This window comes from Acinetobacter pittii ANC 4050, assembly GCF_000399685.1.
In the GTDB taxonomy this organism is placed as follows: Bacteria; Pseudomonadota; Gammaproteobacteria; order Pseudomonadales; family Moraxellaceae; genus Acinetobacter; species Acinetobacter pittii_E.
The window spans coordinates 3,577,000-3,592,534 of sequence record NZ_KB976987.1; the positions used below are offsets into that span (position 1 = coordinate 3,577,000).

12 protein-coding genes, 2 tRNA genes and 3 rRNA genes are annotated in these 15,535 nt (G+C 41.2%); 10 read left to right on the forward strand and 7 right to left on the reverse strand.

Annotation, left to right across the window (positions count from 1 at the left end; genetic code table 11):
* Positions 1-2: 2 nt before the first annotated feature.
* Positions 3-506 carry a regulatory sequestration protein YfiR gene (locus F931_RS20615; RefSeq protein ID WP_016143032.1) on the reverse strand — a complete coding sequence of 168 codons (504 nt, stop codon included), beginning with the start codon at positions 504-506 and terminating at the stop codon, positions 3-5.
* Between the two features lie 541 nt (positions 507-1,047).
* On the opposite strand from F931_RS20615, the gene F931_RS20620 reads away from it, so the two are divergent.
* From F931_RS20620 to rrf, 5 genes are all read left to right on the forward strand, one after another.
* Positions 1,048-2,585 (forward strand): 16S ribosomal RNA (locus tag F931_RS20620).
* Positions 2,586-2,644: 59 nt separating this feature from the next.
* Positions 2,645-2,721: transfer RNA gene (locus tag F931_RS20625), tRNA-Ile, on the forward strand.
* 56 nt (positions 2,722-2,777) lie between these two features.
* Positions 2,778-2,853 (forward strand) — tRNA-Ala (locus F931_RS20630).
* A gap of 354 nt (positions 2,854-3,207) precedes the next feature.
* A 23S ribosomal RNA gene (locus tag F931_RS20635) occupies positions 3,208-6,098 on the forward strand.
* A gap of 186 nt (positions 6,099-6,284) precedes the next feature.
* Positions 6,285-6,399: ribosomal RNA gene (gene rrf, locus F931_RS20640) — 5S ribosomal RNA — on the forward strand.
* Together the 16S, 23S and 5S rRNA genes with 2 tRNA genes alongside form the textbook arrangement of a ribosomal RNA operon.
* A 181-nt stretch (positions 6,400-6,580) precedes the next feature.
* On the opposite strand, the gene pdhD is transcribed toward rrf, so the two are convergent.
* Entirely contained in the window at positions 6,581-7,954 is a 1,374-nt protein-coding gene (gene pdhD / locus F931_RS20645; RefSeq protein ID WP_016143033.1) for a dihydrolipoyl dehydrogenase, read from the reverse strand.
* A gap of 145 nt (positions 7,955-8,099) precedes the next feature.
* Between pdhD and F931_RS20650 the strand changes: the two genes are divergently transcribed.
* A complete protein-coding gene (locus F931_RS20650) occupies positions 8,100-9,575 on the forward strand; it encodes an Ig-like domain-containing protein (RefSeq protein WP_016143034.1) in 1,476 nt (491 codons plus the stop codon).
* A 35-nt stretch (positions 9,576-9,610) separates the two neighbouring features.
* On the opposite strand, the gene F931_RS22695 is transcribed toward F931_RS20650, so the two are convergent.
* Both F931_RS22695 and F931_RS20655 read right to left on the reverse strand, forming a co-directional pair.
* Positions 9,611-9,715, reverse strand: a complete 105-nt coding sequence (locus F931_RS22695; protein ID WP_410374417.1) for a lipoprotein — start codon at positions 9,713-9,715, stop codon at positions 9,611-9,613.
* A 152-nt stretch (positions 9,716-9,867) separates the two neighbouring features.
* Entirely contained in the window at positions 9,868-10,203 is a 336-nt protein-coding gene (locus F931_RS20655) for a protein tyrosine phosphatase family protein (RefSeq protein WP_016143035.1), read from the reverse strand.
* Between the two features lie 192 nt (positions 10,204-10,395).
* On the opposite strand from F931_RS20655, the gene F931_RS20660 reads away from it, so the two are divergent.
* Genes F931_RS20660 through F931_RS20670 form a run of 3 tightly spaced genes read left to right on the forward strand, consistent with a single transcriptional unit; the run spans position 10,396 to position 12,154 of the window.
* The gene (locus tag F931_RS20660; protein WP_016143036.1) at positions 10,396-11,292 is read left to right on the forward strand and encodes an alpha/beta hydrolase; all 897 of its coding nucleotides are present in this window, start codon (positions 10,396-10,398) and stop codon (positions 11,290-11,292) included.
* Positions 11,293-11,730: a thioredoxin TrxC gene (gene trxC, locus F931_RS20665; protein WP_016143037.1), complete on the forward strand. Its 438-nt coding sequence runs from the start codon at positions 11,293-11,295 to the stop codon at positions 11,728-11,730. It begins immediately after the preceding gene.
* Position 11,731: 1 nt separating this feature from the next.
* Entirely contained in the window at positions 11,732-12,154 is a 423-nt protein-coding gene (locus tag F931_RS20670; RefSeq protein ID WP_016143038.1) for an acyl-CoA thioesterase, read from the forward strand.
* A 39-nt stretch (positions 12,155-12,193) separates the two neighbouring features.
* Here F931_RS20670 and F931_RS20675 read toward each other — a convergent pair whose 3' ends face one another.
* Positions 12,194-12,688, reverse strand: a complete 495-nt coding sequence (locus tag F931_RS20675; protein ID WP_016143039.1) for a DUF4442 domain-containing protein — start codon at positions 12,686-12,688, stop codon at positions 12,194-12,196.
* A gap of 34 nt (positions 12,689-12,722) precedes the next feature.
* Complete coding sequence (locus F931_RS20680; protein WP_002051423.1) at positions 12,723-13,211, reverse strand: YajQ family cyclic di-GMP-binding protein; 489 nt, start codon at positions 13,209-13,211, stop codon at positions 12,723-12,725.
* Positions 13,212-13,302: 91 nt separating this feature from the next.
* Here F931_RS20680 and glpE point away from each other — a divergent pair, with 91 nt between their 5' ends.
* Positions 13,303-13,617: a rhodanese-like domain-containing protein gene (gene glpE / locus F931_RS20685; RefSeq protein ID WP_002116171.1), complete on the forward strand. Its 315-nt coding sequence runs from the start codon at positions 13,303-13,305 to the stop codon at positions 13,615-13,617.
* A gap of 37 nt (positions 13,618-13,654) precedes the next feature.
* Here the strand turns inward: glpE and mnmC are convergent, their stop codons facing one another.
* Positions 13,655-15,526, reverse strand: a complete 1,872-nt coding sequence (mnmC, locus tag F931_RS20690; RefSeq protein WP_016143040.1) for a bifunctional tRNA (5-methylaminomethyl-2-thiouridine)(34)-methyltransferase MnmC2/FAD-dependent 5-carboxymethylaminomethyl-2-thiouridine(34) oxidoreductase MnmC1 — start codon at positions 15,524-15,526, stop codon at positions 13,655-13,657.
* Positions 15,527-15,535 lie beyond the last annotated feature (9 nt).

Sequence of the window (15,535 nt, forward strand, 5' to 3'; positions counted from 1 at the left end):
CCTTACTCCGCATTCTTAGCCAAGAGTAATACTCTCGGATCAATATGAACTTTGGAGTGACTTAAAGCGTCTAAGTTAACTTTAAAGGTAGTGTAATTATTCTGATTATATAAACAAAAAATACTTCCTATTTCGCACTCTGGATTATTAATGCTTAAAGAAAGTAAAGAGTGATAAGGATAATTTTGAATAAGATTCTGTTGTTGCTGGGGAGAGGTAGTAGAAAAATAAACAGCCTGACAATGAGATCGAGCAAAATCTTTCGCATTTACGGTTTGAACACGATAATTATAAGACATTTGCTGGATATAAGATTGAAAAGTAGATGTGATTGAAGGGTTATCAATAACACAAAGAGTAGGCGTGTTTACATTCTCCCATTTACTGTAGCTTAGAATAGATAAAGTAAGCACATAGAAGTTATGTTTTGAATTGGCATAACAAGGTGCACTCGTAGCAAGCACTACAAGTATGCAAACAAATACTTTTTTAGCGAACTGCCACATAATGAGTTAATGCCAAACTATTGCACGAATAATCTATTCTACATGAAGTTGATAACGTAAAAAAAGTTTAATATCTCATCTAAAAATGACCAAAAAGCCTAAAAATTAGCCAAGTGATAATATTAAATTAAAAAAGGGGTTGCAAAGGGGATGGGATGGTCTATAATGCACATCCATCGGCGGTGATGCAGATAGAAACTTGTTGAAAAACAGTTACTTGTGATTAAGTTGGTTGCTTTAAGCGATGAATTTGATGAGAAGTTGGTTTTGAGATTAAGTTTTAAAAATATCGAAATTACCTGTTGACTTTTAAGAGATTAAGAGTAATATAGCCGACCTAGCTTGCTGGTGACGAACCAGGAAGAAGATCATTAAGAGAATTGAAGAACAACTTGTGTGGATTTTTACTGGTTGATTAATCGAAATAATTTTCATTGATTGATTGGTTTAAATTACTCGAAGTTTATTTGAGCGAAATTTAAGTCAGTAATTGATGAGCCAGAATTGGCACCTTGTCTTTAAATAAGGTGCAAAATGATTTTAACTGAAGAGTTTGATCATGGCTCAGATTGAACGCTGGCGGCAGGCTTAACACATGCAAGTCGAGCGGAGAGAGGTAGCTTGCTACTGATCTTAGCGGCGGACGGGTGAGTAATGCTTAGGAATCTGCCTATTAGTGGGGGACAACATTTCGAAAGGAATGCTAATACCGCATACGTCCTACGGGAGAAAGCAGGGGATCTTCGGACCTTGCGCTAATAGATGAGCCTAAGTCGGATTAGCTAGTTGGTGGGGTAAAGGCCTACCAAGGCGACGATCTGTAGCGGGTCTGAGAGGATGATCCGCCACACTGGGACTGAGACACGGCCCAGACTCCTACGGGAGGCAGCAGTGGGGAATATTGGACAATGGGCGCAAGCCTGATCCAGCCATGCCGCGTGTGTGAAGAAGGCCTTATGGTTGTAAAGCACTTTAAGCGAGGAGGAGGCTACTGAAGTTAATACCTTCAGATAGTGGACGTTACTCGCAGAATAAGCACCGGCTAACTCTGTGCCAGCAGCCGCGGTAATACAGAGGGTGCAAGCGTTAATCGGATTTACTGGGCGTAAAGCGCGCGTAGGCGGCTAATTAAGTCAAATGTGAAATCCCCGAGCTTAACTTGGGAATTGCATTCGATACTGGTTAGCTAGAGTGTGGGAGAGGATGGTAGAATTCCAGGTGTAGCGGTGAAATGCGTAGAGATCTGGAGGAATACCGATGGCGAAGGCAGCCATCTGGCCTAACACTGACGCTGAGGTGCGAAAGCATGGGGAGCAAACAGGATTAGATACCCTGGTAGTCCATGCCGTAAACGATGTCTACTAGCCGTTGGGGCCTTTGAGGCTTTAGTGGCGCAGCTAACGCGATAAGTAGACCGCCTGGGGAGTACGGTCGCAAGACTAAAACTCAAATGAATTGACGGGGGCCCGCACAAGCGGTGGAGCATGTGGTTTAATTCGATGCAACGCGAAGAACCTTACCTGGCCTTGACATAGTGAGAACTTTCCAGAGATGGATTGGTGCCTTCGGGAACTTACATACAGGTGCTGCATGGCTGTCGTCAGCTCGTGTCGTGAGATGTTGGGTTAAGTCCCGCAACGAGCGCAACCCTTTTCCTTATTTGCCAGCGAGTAATGTCGGGAACTTTAAGGATACTGCCAGTGACAAACTGGAGGAAGGCGGGGACGACGTCAAGTCATCATGGCCCTTACGGCCAGGGCTACACACGTGCTACAATGGTCGGTACAAAGGGTTGCTACCTAGCGATAGGATGCTAATCTCAAAAAGCCGATCGTAGTCCGGATTGGAGTCTGCAACTCGACTCCATGAAGTCGGAATCGCTAGTAATCGCGGATCAGAATGCCGCGGTGAATACGTTCCCGGGCCTTGTACACACCGCCCGTCACACCATGGGAGTTTGTTGCACCAGAAGTAGCTAGCCTAACTGCAAAGAGGGCGGTTACCACGGTGTGGCCGATGACTGGGGTGAAGTCGTAACAAGGTAGCCGTAGGGGAACCTGCGGCTGGATCACCTCCTTAACGAAAGATTGACGATTGGTAAGAATCCACAACAAGTTGTTCTTCATAGATGTATCTGAGGGTCTGTAGCTCAGTTGGTTAGAGCACACGCTTGATAAGCGTGGGGTCACAAGTTCAAGTCTTGTCAGACCCACCATGACTTTGACTGGTTAAAGTTATAGATAAAAAGATACATGACTGATGATGTAAGCTGGGGACTTAGCTTAGTTGGTAGAGCGCCTGCTTTGCACGCAGGAGGTCAGGAGTTCGACTCTCCTAGTCTCCACCAGAACTTAAGAGAAGTTCGGATTACAGAAATTAGTAAATAGAGATTATATGATCTTGGTTTATTAACTTCTGTGATTTAAGTATCACGGTATTAAGCATGACCTGACGAAGGCATGTTTATTCATTAACAGATTGGCAAAATTGAGTCTGAAATAAATTGTTCACTCAAGAGTTTAGATTAAGCAATTAATCTGAATGAATTGAGAACTAGCAAATTAACTGAATCAAGCGTTTTGGTATATGAATTTAGATTGAAGCTGTACAGTGTTTAAGTACACAGACAACAGATAGTAGCGATGAAGAATCGCACGGACAACACTCACTTGTAGGTGTTGACGACTGTTTGGGGTTGTATAGTCAAGTAATTAAGTGCATGTGGTGGATGCCTTGGCAGTCAGAGGCGATGAAAGACGTAATAGCCTGCGATAAGCTCCGGGGAGGCGGCAAATATCCTTTGATCCGGAGATTTCTGAATGGGGAAACCCACCTACTTTAAGGTAGGTATTGCAACATGAATACATAGTGTTGCAAGGCGAACGAGGGGAAGTGAAACATCTCAGTACCCTTAGGAAAAGAAATCAATTGAGATTCCCTCAGTAGCGGCGAGCGAACGGGGATCAGCCCATTAAGTTATGTGTGTTTTAGTGGAACGCTCTGGGAAGTGCGAACGTAGAGGGTGATATTCCCGTACACGAAAGGGCACACATAATGATGACGAGTAGGGCGAGGCACGTGAAACCTTGTCTGAATATGGGGGGACCATCCTCCAAGGCTAAATACTCCTGACTGACCGATAGTGAACCAGTACCGTGAGGGAAAGGCGAAAAGAACCCCTGTGAGGGGAGTGAAATAGATCCTGAAACCGCATGCATACAAGCAGTGGGAGCACCTTCGTGGTGTGACTGCGTACCTTTTGTATAATGGGTCAGCGACTTATATTCAGTAGCAAGGTTAACCGTATAGGGGAGCCGTAGGGAAACCGAGTCTTAATAGGGCGTTTAGTTGCTGGGTATAGACCCGAAACCAGGCGATCTATCCATGAGCAGGTTGAAGGTTGGGTAACACTAACTGGAGGACCGAACCCACTGTCGTTGAAAAGCCAGGGGATGACTTGTGGATAGGGGTGAAAGGCTAATCAAGCCTGGTGATAGCTGGTTCTCCCCGAAAGCTATTTAGGTAGCGCCTCGGACGAATACCATAGGGGGTAGAGCACTGTTTCGGCTAGGGGGTCATCCCGACTTACCAAACCGATGCAAACTCCGAATACCTATGAGTACTATCCGGGAGACAGACTGCGGGTGCTAACGTCCGTAGTCAAGAGGAAAACAATCCAGACCGCCAGCTAAGGCCCCAAAATCATAGTTAAGTGGGAAACGATGTGGGAAGGCATAGACAGCTAGGAGGTTGGCTTAGAAGCAGCCACCCTTTAAAGAAAGCGTAATAGCTCACTAGTCGAGTCGGCCTGCGCGGAAGATGTAACGGGGCTAAAACTATGTGCCGAAGCTGCGGATTTGACATTAGTCAAGTGGTAGGGGAGCGTTCTGTAAGCCGATGAAGGTGTATTGAGAAGTATGCTGGAGGTATCAGAAGTGCGAATGCTGACGTGAGTAACGACAAAACGGGTGAAAAACCCGTTCGCCGAAAGACCAAGGGTTCCAGTCCAACGTTAATCGGGGCTGGGTGAGTCGACCCCTAAGGCGAGGCCGAAAGGCGTAGTCGATGGGAAATTGGTTAATATTCCAATACTTCTGTGTAATGCGATGAGAGGACGGAGAAGGTTAAGTCAGCCTGGCGTTGGTTGTCCAGGTGGAAGGATGTAGGTATGTATCTTAGGCAAATCCGGGGTACTCTATACTGAGATCCGATAGCAAGCTGTACTTGTACAGCGAAGTGGCTGATACCATGCTTCCAGGAAAAGTCTCTAAGCTTCAGTTACACAGGAATCGTACCCGAAACCGACACAGGTGGTCAGGTCGAGTAGACCAAGGCGCTTGAGAGAACTCTGCTGAAGGAACTAGGCAAAATGGTACCGTAACTTCGGGAGAAGGTACGCTGTTGTTGGTGATGGAACTTGCTTCCTGAGCTGACGACAGCCGCAGAAACCAGGCCGCTGCAACTGTTTATTAAAAACATAGCACTCTGCAAACACGAAAGTGGACGTATAGGGTGTGATGCCTGCCCGGTGCTGGAAGGTTAATTGATGGGGTTAGCGTAAGCGAAGCTCTTGATCGAAGCCCCAGTAAACGGCGGCCGTAACTATAACGGTCCTAAGGTAGCGAAATTCCTTGTCGGGTAAGTTCCGACCTGCACGAATGGCATAATGATGGCGGCGCTGTCTCCAGCAGAGGCTCAGTGAAATCGAAATCGCTGTGAAGATGCAGTGTACCCGCGGCTAGACGGAAAGACCCCGTGAACCTTTACTGCAGCTTGACACTGAACTTTGACCTTACTTGTGTAGGATAGGTGGGAGGCTTTGAAGTTGGAACGCTAGTTCCAATGGAGCCGTCCTTGAAATACCACCCTGGTAATGTTGAGGTTCTAACTCTGTCCCGTTATCCGGGACGAGGACCGTGTCTGGTGGGTAGTTTGACTGGGGCGGTCTCCTCCTAAAGAGTAACGGAGGAGTACGAAGGTGCGCTCAGCGTGGTCGGAAATCACGCGTAGAGTATAAAGGCAAAAGCGCGCTTAACTGCGAGACCCACAAGTCGAGCAGGTACGAAAGTAGGTCTTAGTGATCCGGTGGTTCTGTATGGAAGGGCCATCGCTCAACGGATAAAAGGTACTCTGGGGATAACAGGCTGATACCGCCCAAGAGTTCATATCGACGGCGGTGTTTGGCACCTCGATGTCGGCTCATCTCATCCTGGGGCTGAAGCAGGTCCCAAGGGTATGGCTGTTCGCCATTTAAAGAGGTACGCGAGCTGGGTTTAGAACGTCGTGAGACAGTTCGGTCCCTATCTACCGTGGGCGCTGGAAATTTGAGAGGATCTGCTCCTAGTACGAGAGGACCAGAGTGGACGAACCTCTGGTGTACCGGTTGTGACGCCAGTCGCATCGCCGGGTAGCTATGTTCGGAAGGGATAACCGCTGAAAGCATCTAAGCGGGAAGCCTACCTCAAGATAAGATTTCCCTAGGAATTTATTCCTCTAAAGAGCCGTTCGAGACTAGGACGTTGATAGGTTGGATGTGGAAGCATAGTGATATGTGAAGCTGACCAATACTAATTGCTCGTGAGGCTTGACTATACAACACCCAAGCAGTTGTATATGAAGCATCAATCGATTCATAAACATGCAAAGCAACTTGATTTAGTTAAACGCTTAGCTAAAATGAACAGATAAAGTAAGATTCAATCAGCCCATCTGTAAAGATTTGGAAAACGCAACGTATCACCATGTGAATAAAACGAAGCAAGTATCCATACCAGTTGTGCTGGCGACCATAGCAAGAGTGAACCACCTGATCCCTTCCCGAACTCAGAAGTGAAACCTCTTAGCGCTGATGGTAGTGTGGGGTTACCCATGTGAGAGTAAGTCATCGCCAGCTCATTATTCAAACACCCCAGACTCAATGGTCAGGGGTGTTTTTTTATGCGTGGGAATTAAATTGATTAATTTAGATGCAGTAAGACAATAAAAAAGGACTCTATAAATGTCCTTTTTTTATATAGGAAGGATAATTAATGAGAAGAGCCAACTTTTATTAAAAAGGACTCTTCTAGAATTGATTATTTCAACTGTCTACGTGCATGTTTTAAGGCAGTTCGAAGGCCTTCTTCTAAAGTTGGATGATAGAAAGGTTTTTCTAAAATATCACTTAGTGTTAATTCTTCACCGATTATCCAACTTAATAAATGAGCCATATGTTCAGTTGCTTCTGTAAATAGCTCAGCACCGAGAAGCTTTTGGCTTTCCCGTTCTATATATACTTCAATAGCCCCTTTATTTTTTCCAAGAACTATAGCTCTCCCTTGTCGTTCATAAGAGGCTTCGCCTGTAATAAAGTCTATGCCTTCGTCTTTTAGCTGCTTATAACTTTGCCCTACAATCGCCATTTCAGGATGACTAAATACAATGCCTAGTGGGGTAAGTGTCTTAACTGAGTTAACTTGTGGATAATTCAAACAGTTATAAACAACTTTTTTACCTTCTTGTGCTGCCTCATGTTGTAGGGGCGTTGAGGTGTAAGCGTCACCAACAACAAAAATTGGATATGCTTCTAATTGCTTAGTTTTTGCATTTATAGGTAATAACTTAATATCTTTAAAAGAATTATCTATATTTTCTAGTTTTAAAGTATCAAGTAAACTTGTACGGCCTGTTGCTGCTAAAACATATTCAACTTTGAGAGTCTTCTGTTCTTCATCAAGTTGATAAGTTAATAAAGCGTTTTCATCACTGCATTTAACTTCATTTGGTAGAGTTTCGAATAGAATTTTTAACTCTTTGCCTAGTTCTTTTTGTGCAAGTTGTTGAAGCCTAGCACTAGTAAGTACTCCAATACGTTTACTGCGAGCGAAGATTGTAGTTTCTACGCCTAAACGATGCATTGCTTGAGCAATTTCAAGGGCAATCACACCACTGCCAATGATAGCAATAGATTTAGGCAGTGTTTTTAACTCAAATATTTGGTCTGTAGTTATAAGTCGATTACCAAGTTCCTCTTTCCAATTTTTATCATAATTAGGAGTTGAACCGACAGCTAGAATAAAACTTTTTGCTTGGTACTGTTGTTCATTAACTTCTATAGTTTGTGCATCAATAAAATGTGCTTTGCCAGAAATTTTGTGCTCAGTTGGCCATTGTTCTACATCTTTTAAAGTGGCTTGTGTAAATCGGTCACGTAAAGTTTGTACATGCTGCATCACTTGATTTGTATTAATTTTTGCAGATACATCCAAAGCAACTTCTTGAGCATTTTGAATGTCAAACATACGGTTCGCTGTAGAGATGAGGACTTTACTTGGCATGCAGCCTACACGAGCACAAGTGGTATCCCATGGACCATCATTTATAATTAAAATATTATTGGTATGTTTAACGGCTTCTTTATAGGCACTAATACCAGCAGTGCCTGCGCCAATAATAATAATATCGAACATTATAAATCCCAATATCTGAATTTTTCATTCTATAAGTTACATAATAAAACATAAGGTAATTTATGTTTACAGAGTATAGTGAATATGATTACACTAATAATATAAATAATTAATAAATCTTATACCTTTAGGAAAGATTGGGGAAATGAAAAGTATGTATAAAAAACAACTTACCTTGAAGTTGTCGGCTATTGCTATATCAATTATGTTAGCAAGTTGTGGTGGGGGAGGCGGTGATGGTTATTATCAAAATGGTTCATCAAATAATAACTCATCTGGAAGTAATAATAGTGGATCGCAGCAAGCTGCTGCTACTGCTTTAAAGATAGAATTAGATAAATTATCAGTTGCAGCGACGAATGATACTTTAACAGTTACTGTTAGGGCTTTAGACAAAAATAAAGGTGGTGTTGCTGGCGCTAATGTTACTTTGGCATTAGTTGATCCAACAAATAATGTATCTATAGAAGGGGTATCATCTCAAATTACAGATGCAGCAGGTAATGCTGTATACATTATAAAGACTCCAAAAACATCAGGTTCAATAAGTGAATTGGTGAAAAATGGTTTTAAATTAATTGCATCTACAAATAATGGTAGGCTTACTCAAGAAAAGATGGTAACAGTGACAGGCAGCAACGGTACTGTCGAGGCTGATACCACTAGTATCGTATTGTTTGACGCTACTAAGACTTCTTTAAATGTTAGAGGCGATCAAACAACAGTTACATTAACAGCTGTAGATGCAAATGGTTCAACTTTAGCGAATCAGGCAATTACGCTTAAAGTTAGAAATTCAGTCTCAAACGGTGTCAAATTTACACCCAATGCAACGCAAACTGATGCCAATGGTCAGATCACCTATACTTTATCTTTTAATGAAAATCAAAGAGCTTCATCATATAGCGCTACAAAATTTGTGTCAGATGATCTTGTTTTAGAAGCTAACTTTGGTCAATCAACAAAAATTTATACTTATAAACTTGATGTGGTTAATTCTGATGTGCCAGTAGCAGTAGGTGCAATTCTTGTAGCGTATAATCCTACAACTATGGAAGATACAACTGATGGCGTCTATTACTATAAAAATATCTCAGTACAAGTAACGGATGTGGATGGTAAGCCGATACCAAATCAAGATGTAGTTATGGGGGTTAATGCTCTTGCCTACTATAAAGGAGTATTTGATTTTGTTGACACCTCTACTCCAGCTGATGACAAACCAGATGAATATCTATCAATTATTAGGTCAGCATGTACGGCACCAGTTCAAGCTGTAAATACTAATGGAGAGGTCATTAATCAATTAAAGCCGCTTAAAGAAAATTCAACAGTTCAGGTTGTATCGTATATTAATAGTGCAGGTACCGCTGCAACCAATAATAAATACACAACGGATGGGAATGGACGCTTTGATCTTAAGATTCAATATCCTAAAATTTATGCGTCTTGGTTAACTGTTCAGCTAACGGCTAAATCTACAGTTTCGGGAAGTTTGATTAAAGGGTCTACATCTCTTACTTTAGATTACTTGAAAAAGGATGTCATTGTTAGTGATCGTATTGCTCCGAATATATTAAGCCCATATGGAATAGATCCAAATTGTACAAATGGTAATTAATATAAAAAGAAGCAGCATATAAGCTGCTTCTTTTTTTAAAGGTGTGTACCCATCGTTACTCCAACTGTAGGTTTTACTTGCATTGAAGAACATGCGGTAACGATTAAACAGCTTAAAAGAATGAATATAAATTTATTCATAGAAAATTAATCAATGAATCAAAAGATTTAAGTACTCTAAATTAATATTATTTCTAGTTCTGTTGAGTTCGTGCAGAAATATGCAAAATAATTTATCTAAAAACCCTACTTTATAAAGAAATAGGGTTTTAAAGAGTAATAGTTTCTTAAACTTAGTCGTCTAACAAATCCATTTGTTTTGCTAATTGATATAGGTTGTTTGAACGGTTTCCTGTACGACAGAACATAAGTATAGGTTTTGGTAATTCATTGTAATGATTAGCAAAAGTACGTACATCGAGTTCTGTGATTTGTCCAGCTACAACAGGTTGATAAACGTAGTCTAAACCGACTTGACGGGCTGCTTCTTCAATTTGAGCACTTGTAGGTTGTTCTGGACCGCCTTCCATATCTGGTCGGTTATTAATAATAGATTTGAATCCTTTTTCTACAACTTGGCCAACATGTTCTGGGCCAATTTGACCTGCGAAACCAACATTATCTGACATTTCGTCACTCCAAAATTTAACAAAACCTCTTATGCTGTATCATAGCATTAAGCTTAACCTGAGATACAAGACACTAAAACGTTGTTCCTACATAGATAAAACTTATGTCATAGAACAGCTATAGATTTTTAAAAGGCAATCAGGATGTTTTTTGTAAATTCATTACTTCGACTATAATGCCACGGAGCACATATGCACGCTTATACGGTTGAGCCTTTATATGTTCCATGTGATCAGGAAGTGATCGCAGCTGATTTTTATATTCCAAAAACAAATAAGAAATCTGCAGTAATTATTATGGCGCATGGTTTTGCCGGATTGCGTCAATTCAAACTTATTCAGTATGCCCAGCGATTTGCGCAAGCAGGTTACGCTGTTATTTTGTTTGATTATCGATATTGGGGCGGGAGTACCGGCAAGCCGAGAGAAATGGTCTCGATCAATTCCCAGTTAGAAGATTGGAAAACAGTTATTCAATATGCTTCGAATTGCAAACTTGTAGATAACCGAAGAATTGTACTGTGGGGAACTTCTTTAAGTGGGGGATATGCGCTAAGTTTAGCGTCAGAGTTAAAGAACATTCAGGCAATTTTAGTACAAATTCCTTATGTAGATGGAGCCGAAACGGCCAAGCTTTATCCATTGCAGCGCTATCCTCAAGCATTGAAGTTATCAAGTCAGGATTATATGGGATCAAAAATGGGACTTAATCCCAAAAGATTACCTGTAGTTGATCAACATAATTTATGCTTTATGCCTACGGCAGATAGTTATTATGGCTATCTATCGATTGTGAATCCTGATTACTACTGGAGTGGGGAAGTCCCGGCACGTGTCTTTTTTAATCTGATGCGATACCGTCCAATCCAAGTTGTGCGCCAAATTAATATTCCTGTTTTATTTATTGCTGCTCAAAAAGATTCGCTTATTCCTATTGAGTCAAGCCGTGAAGCTGCGACAAATATTGCGCCTTTCGTGAGTTATCATGAGTGGGATATGAAACATTTTGATATCTATCACGGTTCATGGTTTGAAAAAGCAGTGATAACCCAATTAGAATTTTTACATCAGCATATAGGAGTGATGTAAATGATTATTGTATGTGCATCGTGTGGTGCTAAAAACCGCGTTCCGGAAGATAAACTTCCAGAACAACCAAGCTGTGGGCAATGTCATCAGCCATTACTACCGCTTGCACCTATTGAGCTAAATGAGCAAAATTTTAGTAACTACATCACGAATAGTGATCTACCTATTCTTATAGATTTATGGGCAGAATGGTGCGGACCCTGTAAAATGATGGCTCCACATTTTGCGCAAGTCGCAAAACAAAATCCAGGCGTTATCTTTGCCAAGATTGATACCGAAGAATCTCCTCGCTTAAGCCAAGCGTTTCACGTGAGAAGTATTCCAACCCTTGTCTTAATGAATAAAACGACAGAGGTCGCGCGTATTAGCGGTGCATTACGTGCGCCTGAATTACAGCAGTGGCTCGATCAACAACTTCAAACGAATTTCAGGAGCTAAGGTGTCAGAAGCTTATACCAAACCAGAAGGAATTTTGTCCTTACAAACGATTGCCATGCCAGCAGATACAAACTGGAGTGGTGATGTATTTGGTGGATGGATTGTGTCACAAATGGACTTGGCTGGAGCAATTCACGCAGAACGTTTCAGTCGTGGTCGCTGTGCTACGATTTCTATTAATCAAATGACCTTTTTGGTTCCGGTAAAAGTTGGCTTTGTCCTTAGCTGCTATACCAAAATCTTAAAAGTTGGAAATACTTCTATCCAGATGCAAATTGAAGTTTGGGACAGTCATGATGACTCTCGTGAGCCAATACGTATTACTGAAGGAGTCTTTACTTTTGTAGCAGTAGATGTAAAAGGGAATAAGCGTCAAATACCTGAAGAAGCCAAACTGAAGTTTCTTGCCTCTCAAGAATCATAATAAAAAAGCCCAAATATGAATTTGGGCTTTTTTCTATCTTTATTTCTTACGTTTAGGCAACCATGCCCACAGCATTTGACATTGAATTGGTTCGTTGCCTGCATCATCAATTACAGTAACTGGGATCACAAGTTCACCTTTCTCGTTATCTGCAATAAACTTTTGTTGTTCAGCAGATAACGTTGCTGTAGCAGTCAAACCGCCTTCAACCACTTTTAAATAATCTACATGTAACGATTTGATTAATAAAATTCGATTATCAGGAATATGTAAACCGGTTAGAAAGCCTGTAGCAGTTTCTGCTAAAAGAGCCATAGCCGCAGCATGAACTCCTTTAATATGGTTCTGCATATTTTTTTGGTTATCTAAACGGACAATAACGTGGTTTGAGTCTACTTCCAGATAGCGGATATTTGCTGTACCCACCATTGGCACGATACGACCAAACGCCTTGCTCCAAAGCGTACTCCGAATACCTTTGGGGAATTTTGAAGTTGCTTTTACCAGTTTTGATAGACGGTTGGATTGAGACATGGAATTACCTTAGCTTTAAATGGCCGATAAAATATTAATCTTTGAAGTTATTAAATTGTAATGGCACACCGAATTGTTGTTCACGTAAAAAAGTCATGACTTGTTGTAAAGTGTCACGCTTTTTATCAGTCACACGAATTTTGTCGCCTTGAATAGAAGATTGCACTTTAACGCCACTTTCTTTAATGGCTTTATTAATTTTTTTTGCAGTATCAGAGTCAAGACCATCTTTAAGTTTAATGACTTGTACAAAATTTTTGCCTGAAGCAGCGGCTTTTTGTGGATCAAGTGCTTGCACATCAATTTTACGTTTATAAAAATGATTTTCTAACATGTTATAAACTTGTTCACACTGGAAATCACTTTCGGTACTGATTTTAATCTCTTTATTTTTTTCATTTAATTCGATAGAAACATCGTGACCACGGAAGTCAAAGCGTGTTGCAATCTCTTTTTGTGTGTTTTGTACGGCATGATTAACTTCAAATAACTCTAATTCAGAGACAATATCGAAAGAAGGCATAGTTTAGACCTTTACAAAGTGAAAGAATATTTGAGATGCTAAGAGGGTTTTCTTCATTTGCCAAGTGTTGTTTACATCAAAGGAGTGCACAATGATCCGTAAACAAGAAATTACAACATTTGAATTCCCAGAAAATGCTGTTATCTGGGATGTCCGTGATACTAATGCTTATGCAGAAGGGCATGTTAAAGGTGCGGTGAATCGCCCAATTAATGATTTGAATGCTGATATTTTAAACCAGGTCTCTGCGGGTCAGCCGATTTATATTTTATGTGGTGGTGGTAGCAAAGCTCCTCGTGCAGCTGAGAAACTAGAAGGATTGGATGCCTCGCGTGAATATGTCGTGCTGATGGGCGGGACACGTGCAGCTCGTGATGCTGGCTTGCCCCTAGAGCAGGGCGCATAAAAAAAAGCACCTTCGGGTGCTTTTTTATTGAAGTAAATTATTGCGGCTTAAAATAAGGCTTTTTAGGTTTGACTTTCTTTTGGAACCGTTGAGGATTCAATTTTTGTAATAGGCGGTCCGGCACTGGACAAGCTTCTCCTAGTATTTGAGCCACTAAGATTTCACTGCATAGCGGGGCAAAAAGGAAACCTTTAGAGCCAAGTCCAGCAAAAGTAGCAATTCGGCTATTCTCAAGCATTTTTCCAACCAGAGGAAAATAATCCAAACTTTGTGCCCGTATCGATGCACGGCCTTGCCATGTCGAAGGTGATGGGAGCTTTTCTGCATATTCAGGGAATATACTGTGGATTAATTCAAAGTTATGCACATGGTCTTCGGTAAGTACATCTTGATCCTCACGATTTGGATAGAAAGACGCACCTAAAATCATTTGCGAGGCATCAAGTTGCATGCAATAGCCGCCATAGCTATAGGCTTTATTTAACGGCAGGGGAGCAAACGTATTATCAACCCAGCTCACTTGTCCACGTATTGGTTTTAACTGTGGATAGCTTTCAAATAAAGCCGCACTTTCTCGCGCACAGCACACGACGACATGATCTACTTCTGCAATAATTTCTTTGTCAGTTTGCAATTGAATTTTATTTTCAGAAGAAACAAGTGCTGTAACATGGGCAATTTTGAGATCGATAGATGGATGTTGCAAAATTTCATCACGTAATTGATGTGGTGAAACGGAACCTGCCTCGTTAAGTAAAATACTTGAATATGCAGTTTCAAGTGAGTTCACAGGGTGGGTAATTACCTGAGCTGGATATTGATTTACCAGATCAAGAAGTTTATCTGCATTTTTCAATGCAATTTGCTGTATTTGCAGTGTACGGAATGCTTTGAAATTTTTATAAAAATTTAAAGCATGTTGCCAACTTAAGGTCATGAGATGTTCATGACTTTGTTCAATTGGACATAGTTTTGGATTAAGTAACGCTAAAGGATTTCCAGAAGCGCCAGATAATGCTTCTGTTTGCTCATATAAGGTCACTTGATGCCCACGTGCTGCAAATGCCCACGCCGTGGTTAAACCAGCTACACCAGCCCCTACAATCGCAATATGCTGTTGCTTTGTACCGAATGAGGTTTGCGCTAATAATAATGACTCATCATCAATTTCAGGCAGTTTCCAGACCGCTTTAAGCATTTCTCGTTTATGTCCAAAACCACGTGGACGAGAAATATCGATACCGTGTGCTTTTAATCCCCGTTTTAAAATACCAGCGACACTAAAAGAGGCAAATGTAGTGCCATAGTCAGAAAGACGGACAATATTGTTTAAAACTTTTTGTTCCCACATGTCTGGATTACACGAAGGTGCAAAGCCATCTAAAAACCATGCATTCACAGCTTTAGTTTTAGCCATGCTTGGGAAAATCTCTTGCGCATCTCCAAGCCATAAATCGATGCTAAAACGTTCTTTAGGGAAAGTTAAGCGATGACATCCAGCAATAGGCAGAGGATATTGTTCAATTAACTGTTCTGCAAGTGGTTTAAGCTCATCCCAGACATTTAAAGCGCGAATAAGATCAGCTTTACTTAATGGAAACTTTTCAACGCTAATTGCATGTAAATGGCTTTGATTATCGGGACGGACTTGCTGCCAAAGTTGCCAGAGTGCAAGAATATTTAAACCTGTACCAAAACCGGTTTCTCCTACACTGAAATATTCAAAATCTTTTAAATTGGCTAATCGTTCTGATAAGTCGTTACCATTTAGAAAAACATGTCGTGTTTCCAGTAGGCCATTATCTTTAGAGAAGTAGACATCACCAAATTGTTTGGAAATGGGAATCTCGATACCATCGATGACTTCCCAGTCCAGCTCTGCTGTTTGGATACAGTTTGATACGTTCATTGGGTTTAA

Coding starts and splice junctions, on each gene's coding strand:
- trxC (WP_016143037.1), top strand. CDS start 11,293: ATGATTATTGTATGTGCATCGTGTGGTGCTAAAAACCGCGTTCCGGAA.
- F931_RS20655 (WP_016143035.1), bottom strand. CDS start 10,203: ATGTCAGATAATGTTGGTTTCGCAGGTCAAATTGGCCCAGAACATGTT.
- F931_RS20660 (WP_016143036.1), top strand. CDS start 10,396: ATGCACGCTTATACGGTTGAGCCTTTATATGTTCCATGTGATCAGGAA.
- glpE (WP_002116171.1), top strand. CDS start 13,303: ATGATCCGTAAACAAGAAATTACAACATTTGAATTCCCAGAAAATGCT.
- F931_RS20675 (WP_016143039.1), bottom strand. CDS start 12,688: ATGTCTCAATCCAACCGTCTATCAAAACTGGTAAAAGCAACTTCAAAA.
- F931_RS20680 (WP_002051423.1), bottom strand. CDS start 13,211: ATGCCTTCTTTCGATATTGTCTCTGAATTAGAGTTATTTGAAGTTAAT.
- F931_RS20650 (WP_016143034.1), top strand. CDS start 8,100: ATGAAAAGTATGTATAAAAAACAACTTACCTTGAAGTTGTCGGCTATT.
- F931_RS22695 (WP_410374417.1), bottom strand. CDS start 9,715: ATGAATAAATTTATATTCATTCTTTTAAGCTGTTTAATCGTTACCGCA.
- mnmC (WP_016143040.1), bottom strand. CDS start 15,526: ATGAACGTATCAAACTGTATCCAAACAGCAGAGCTGGACTGGGAAGTC.
- F931_RS20615 (WP_016143032.1), bottom strand. CDS start 506: ATGTGGCAGTTCGCTAAAAAAGTATTTGTTTGCATACTTGTAGTGCTT.
- pdhD (WP_016143033.1), bottom strand. CDS start 7,954: ATGTTCGATATTATTATTATTGGCGCAGGCACTGCTGGTATTAGTGCC.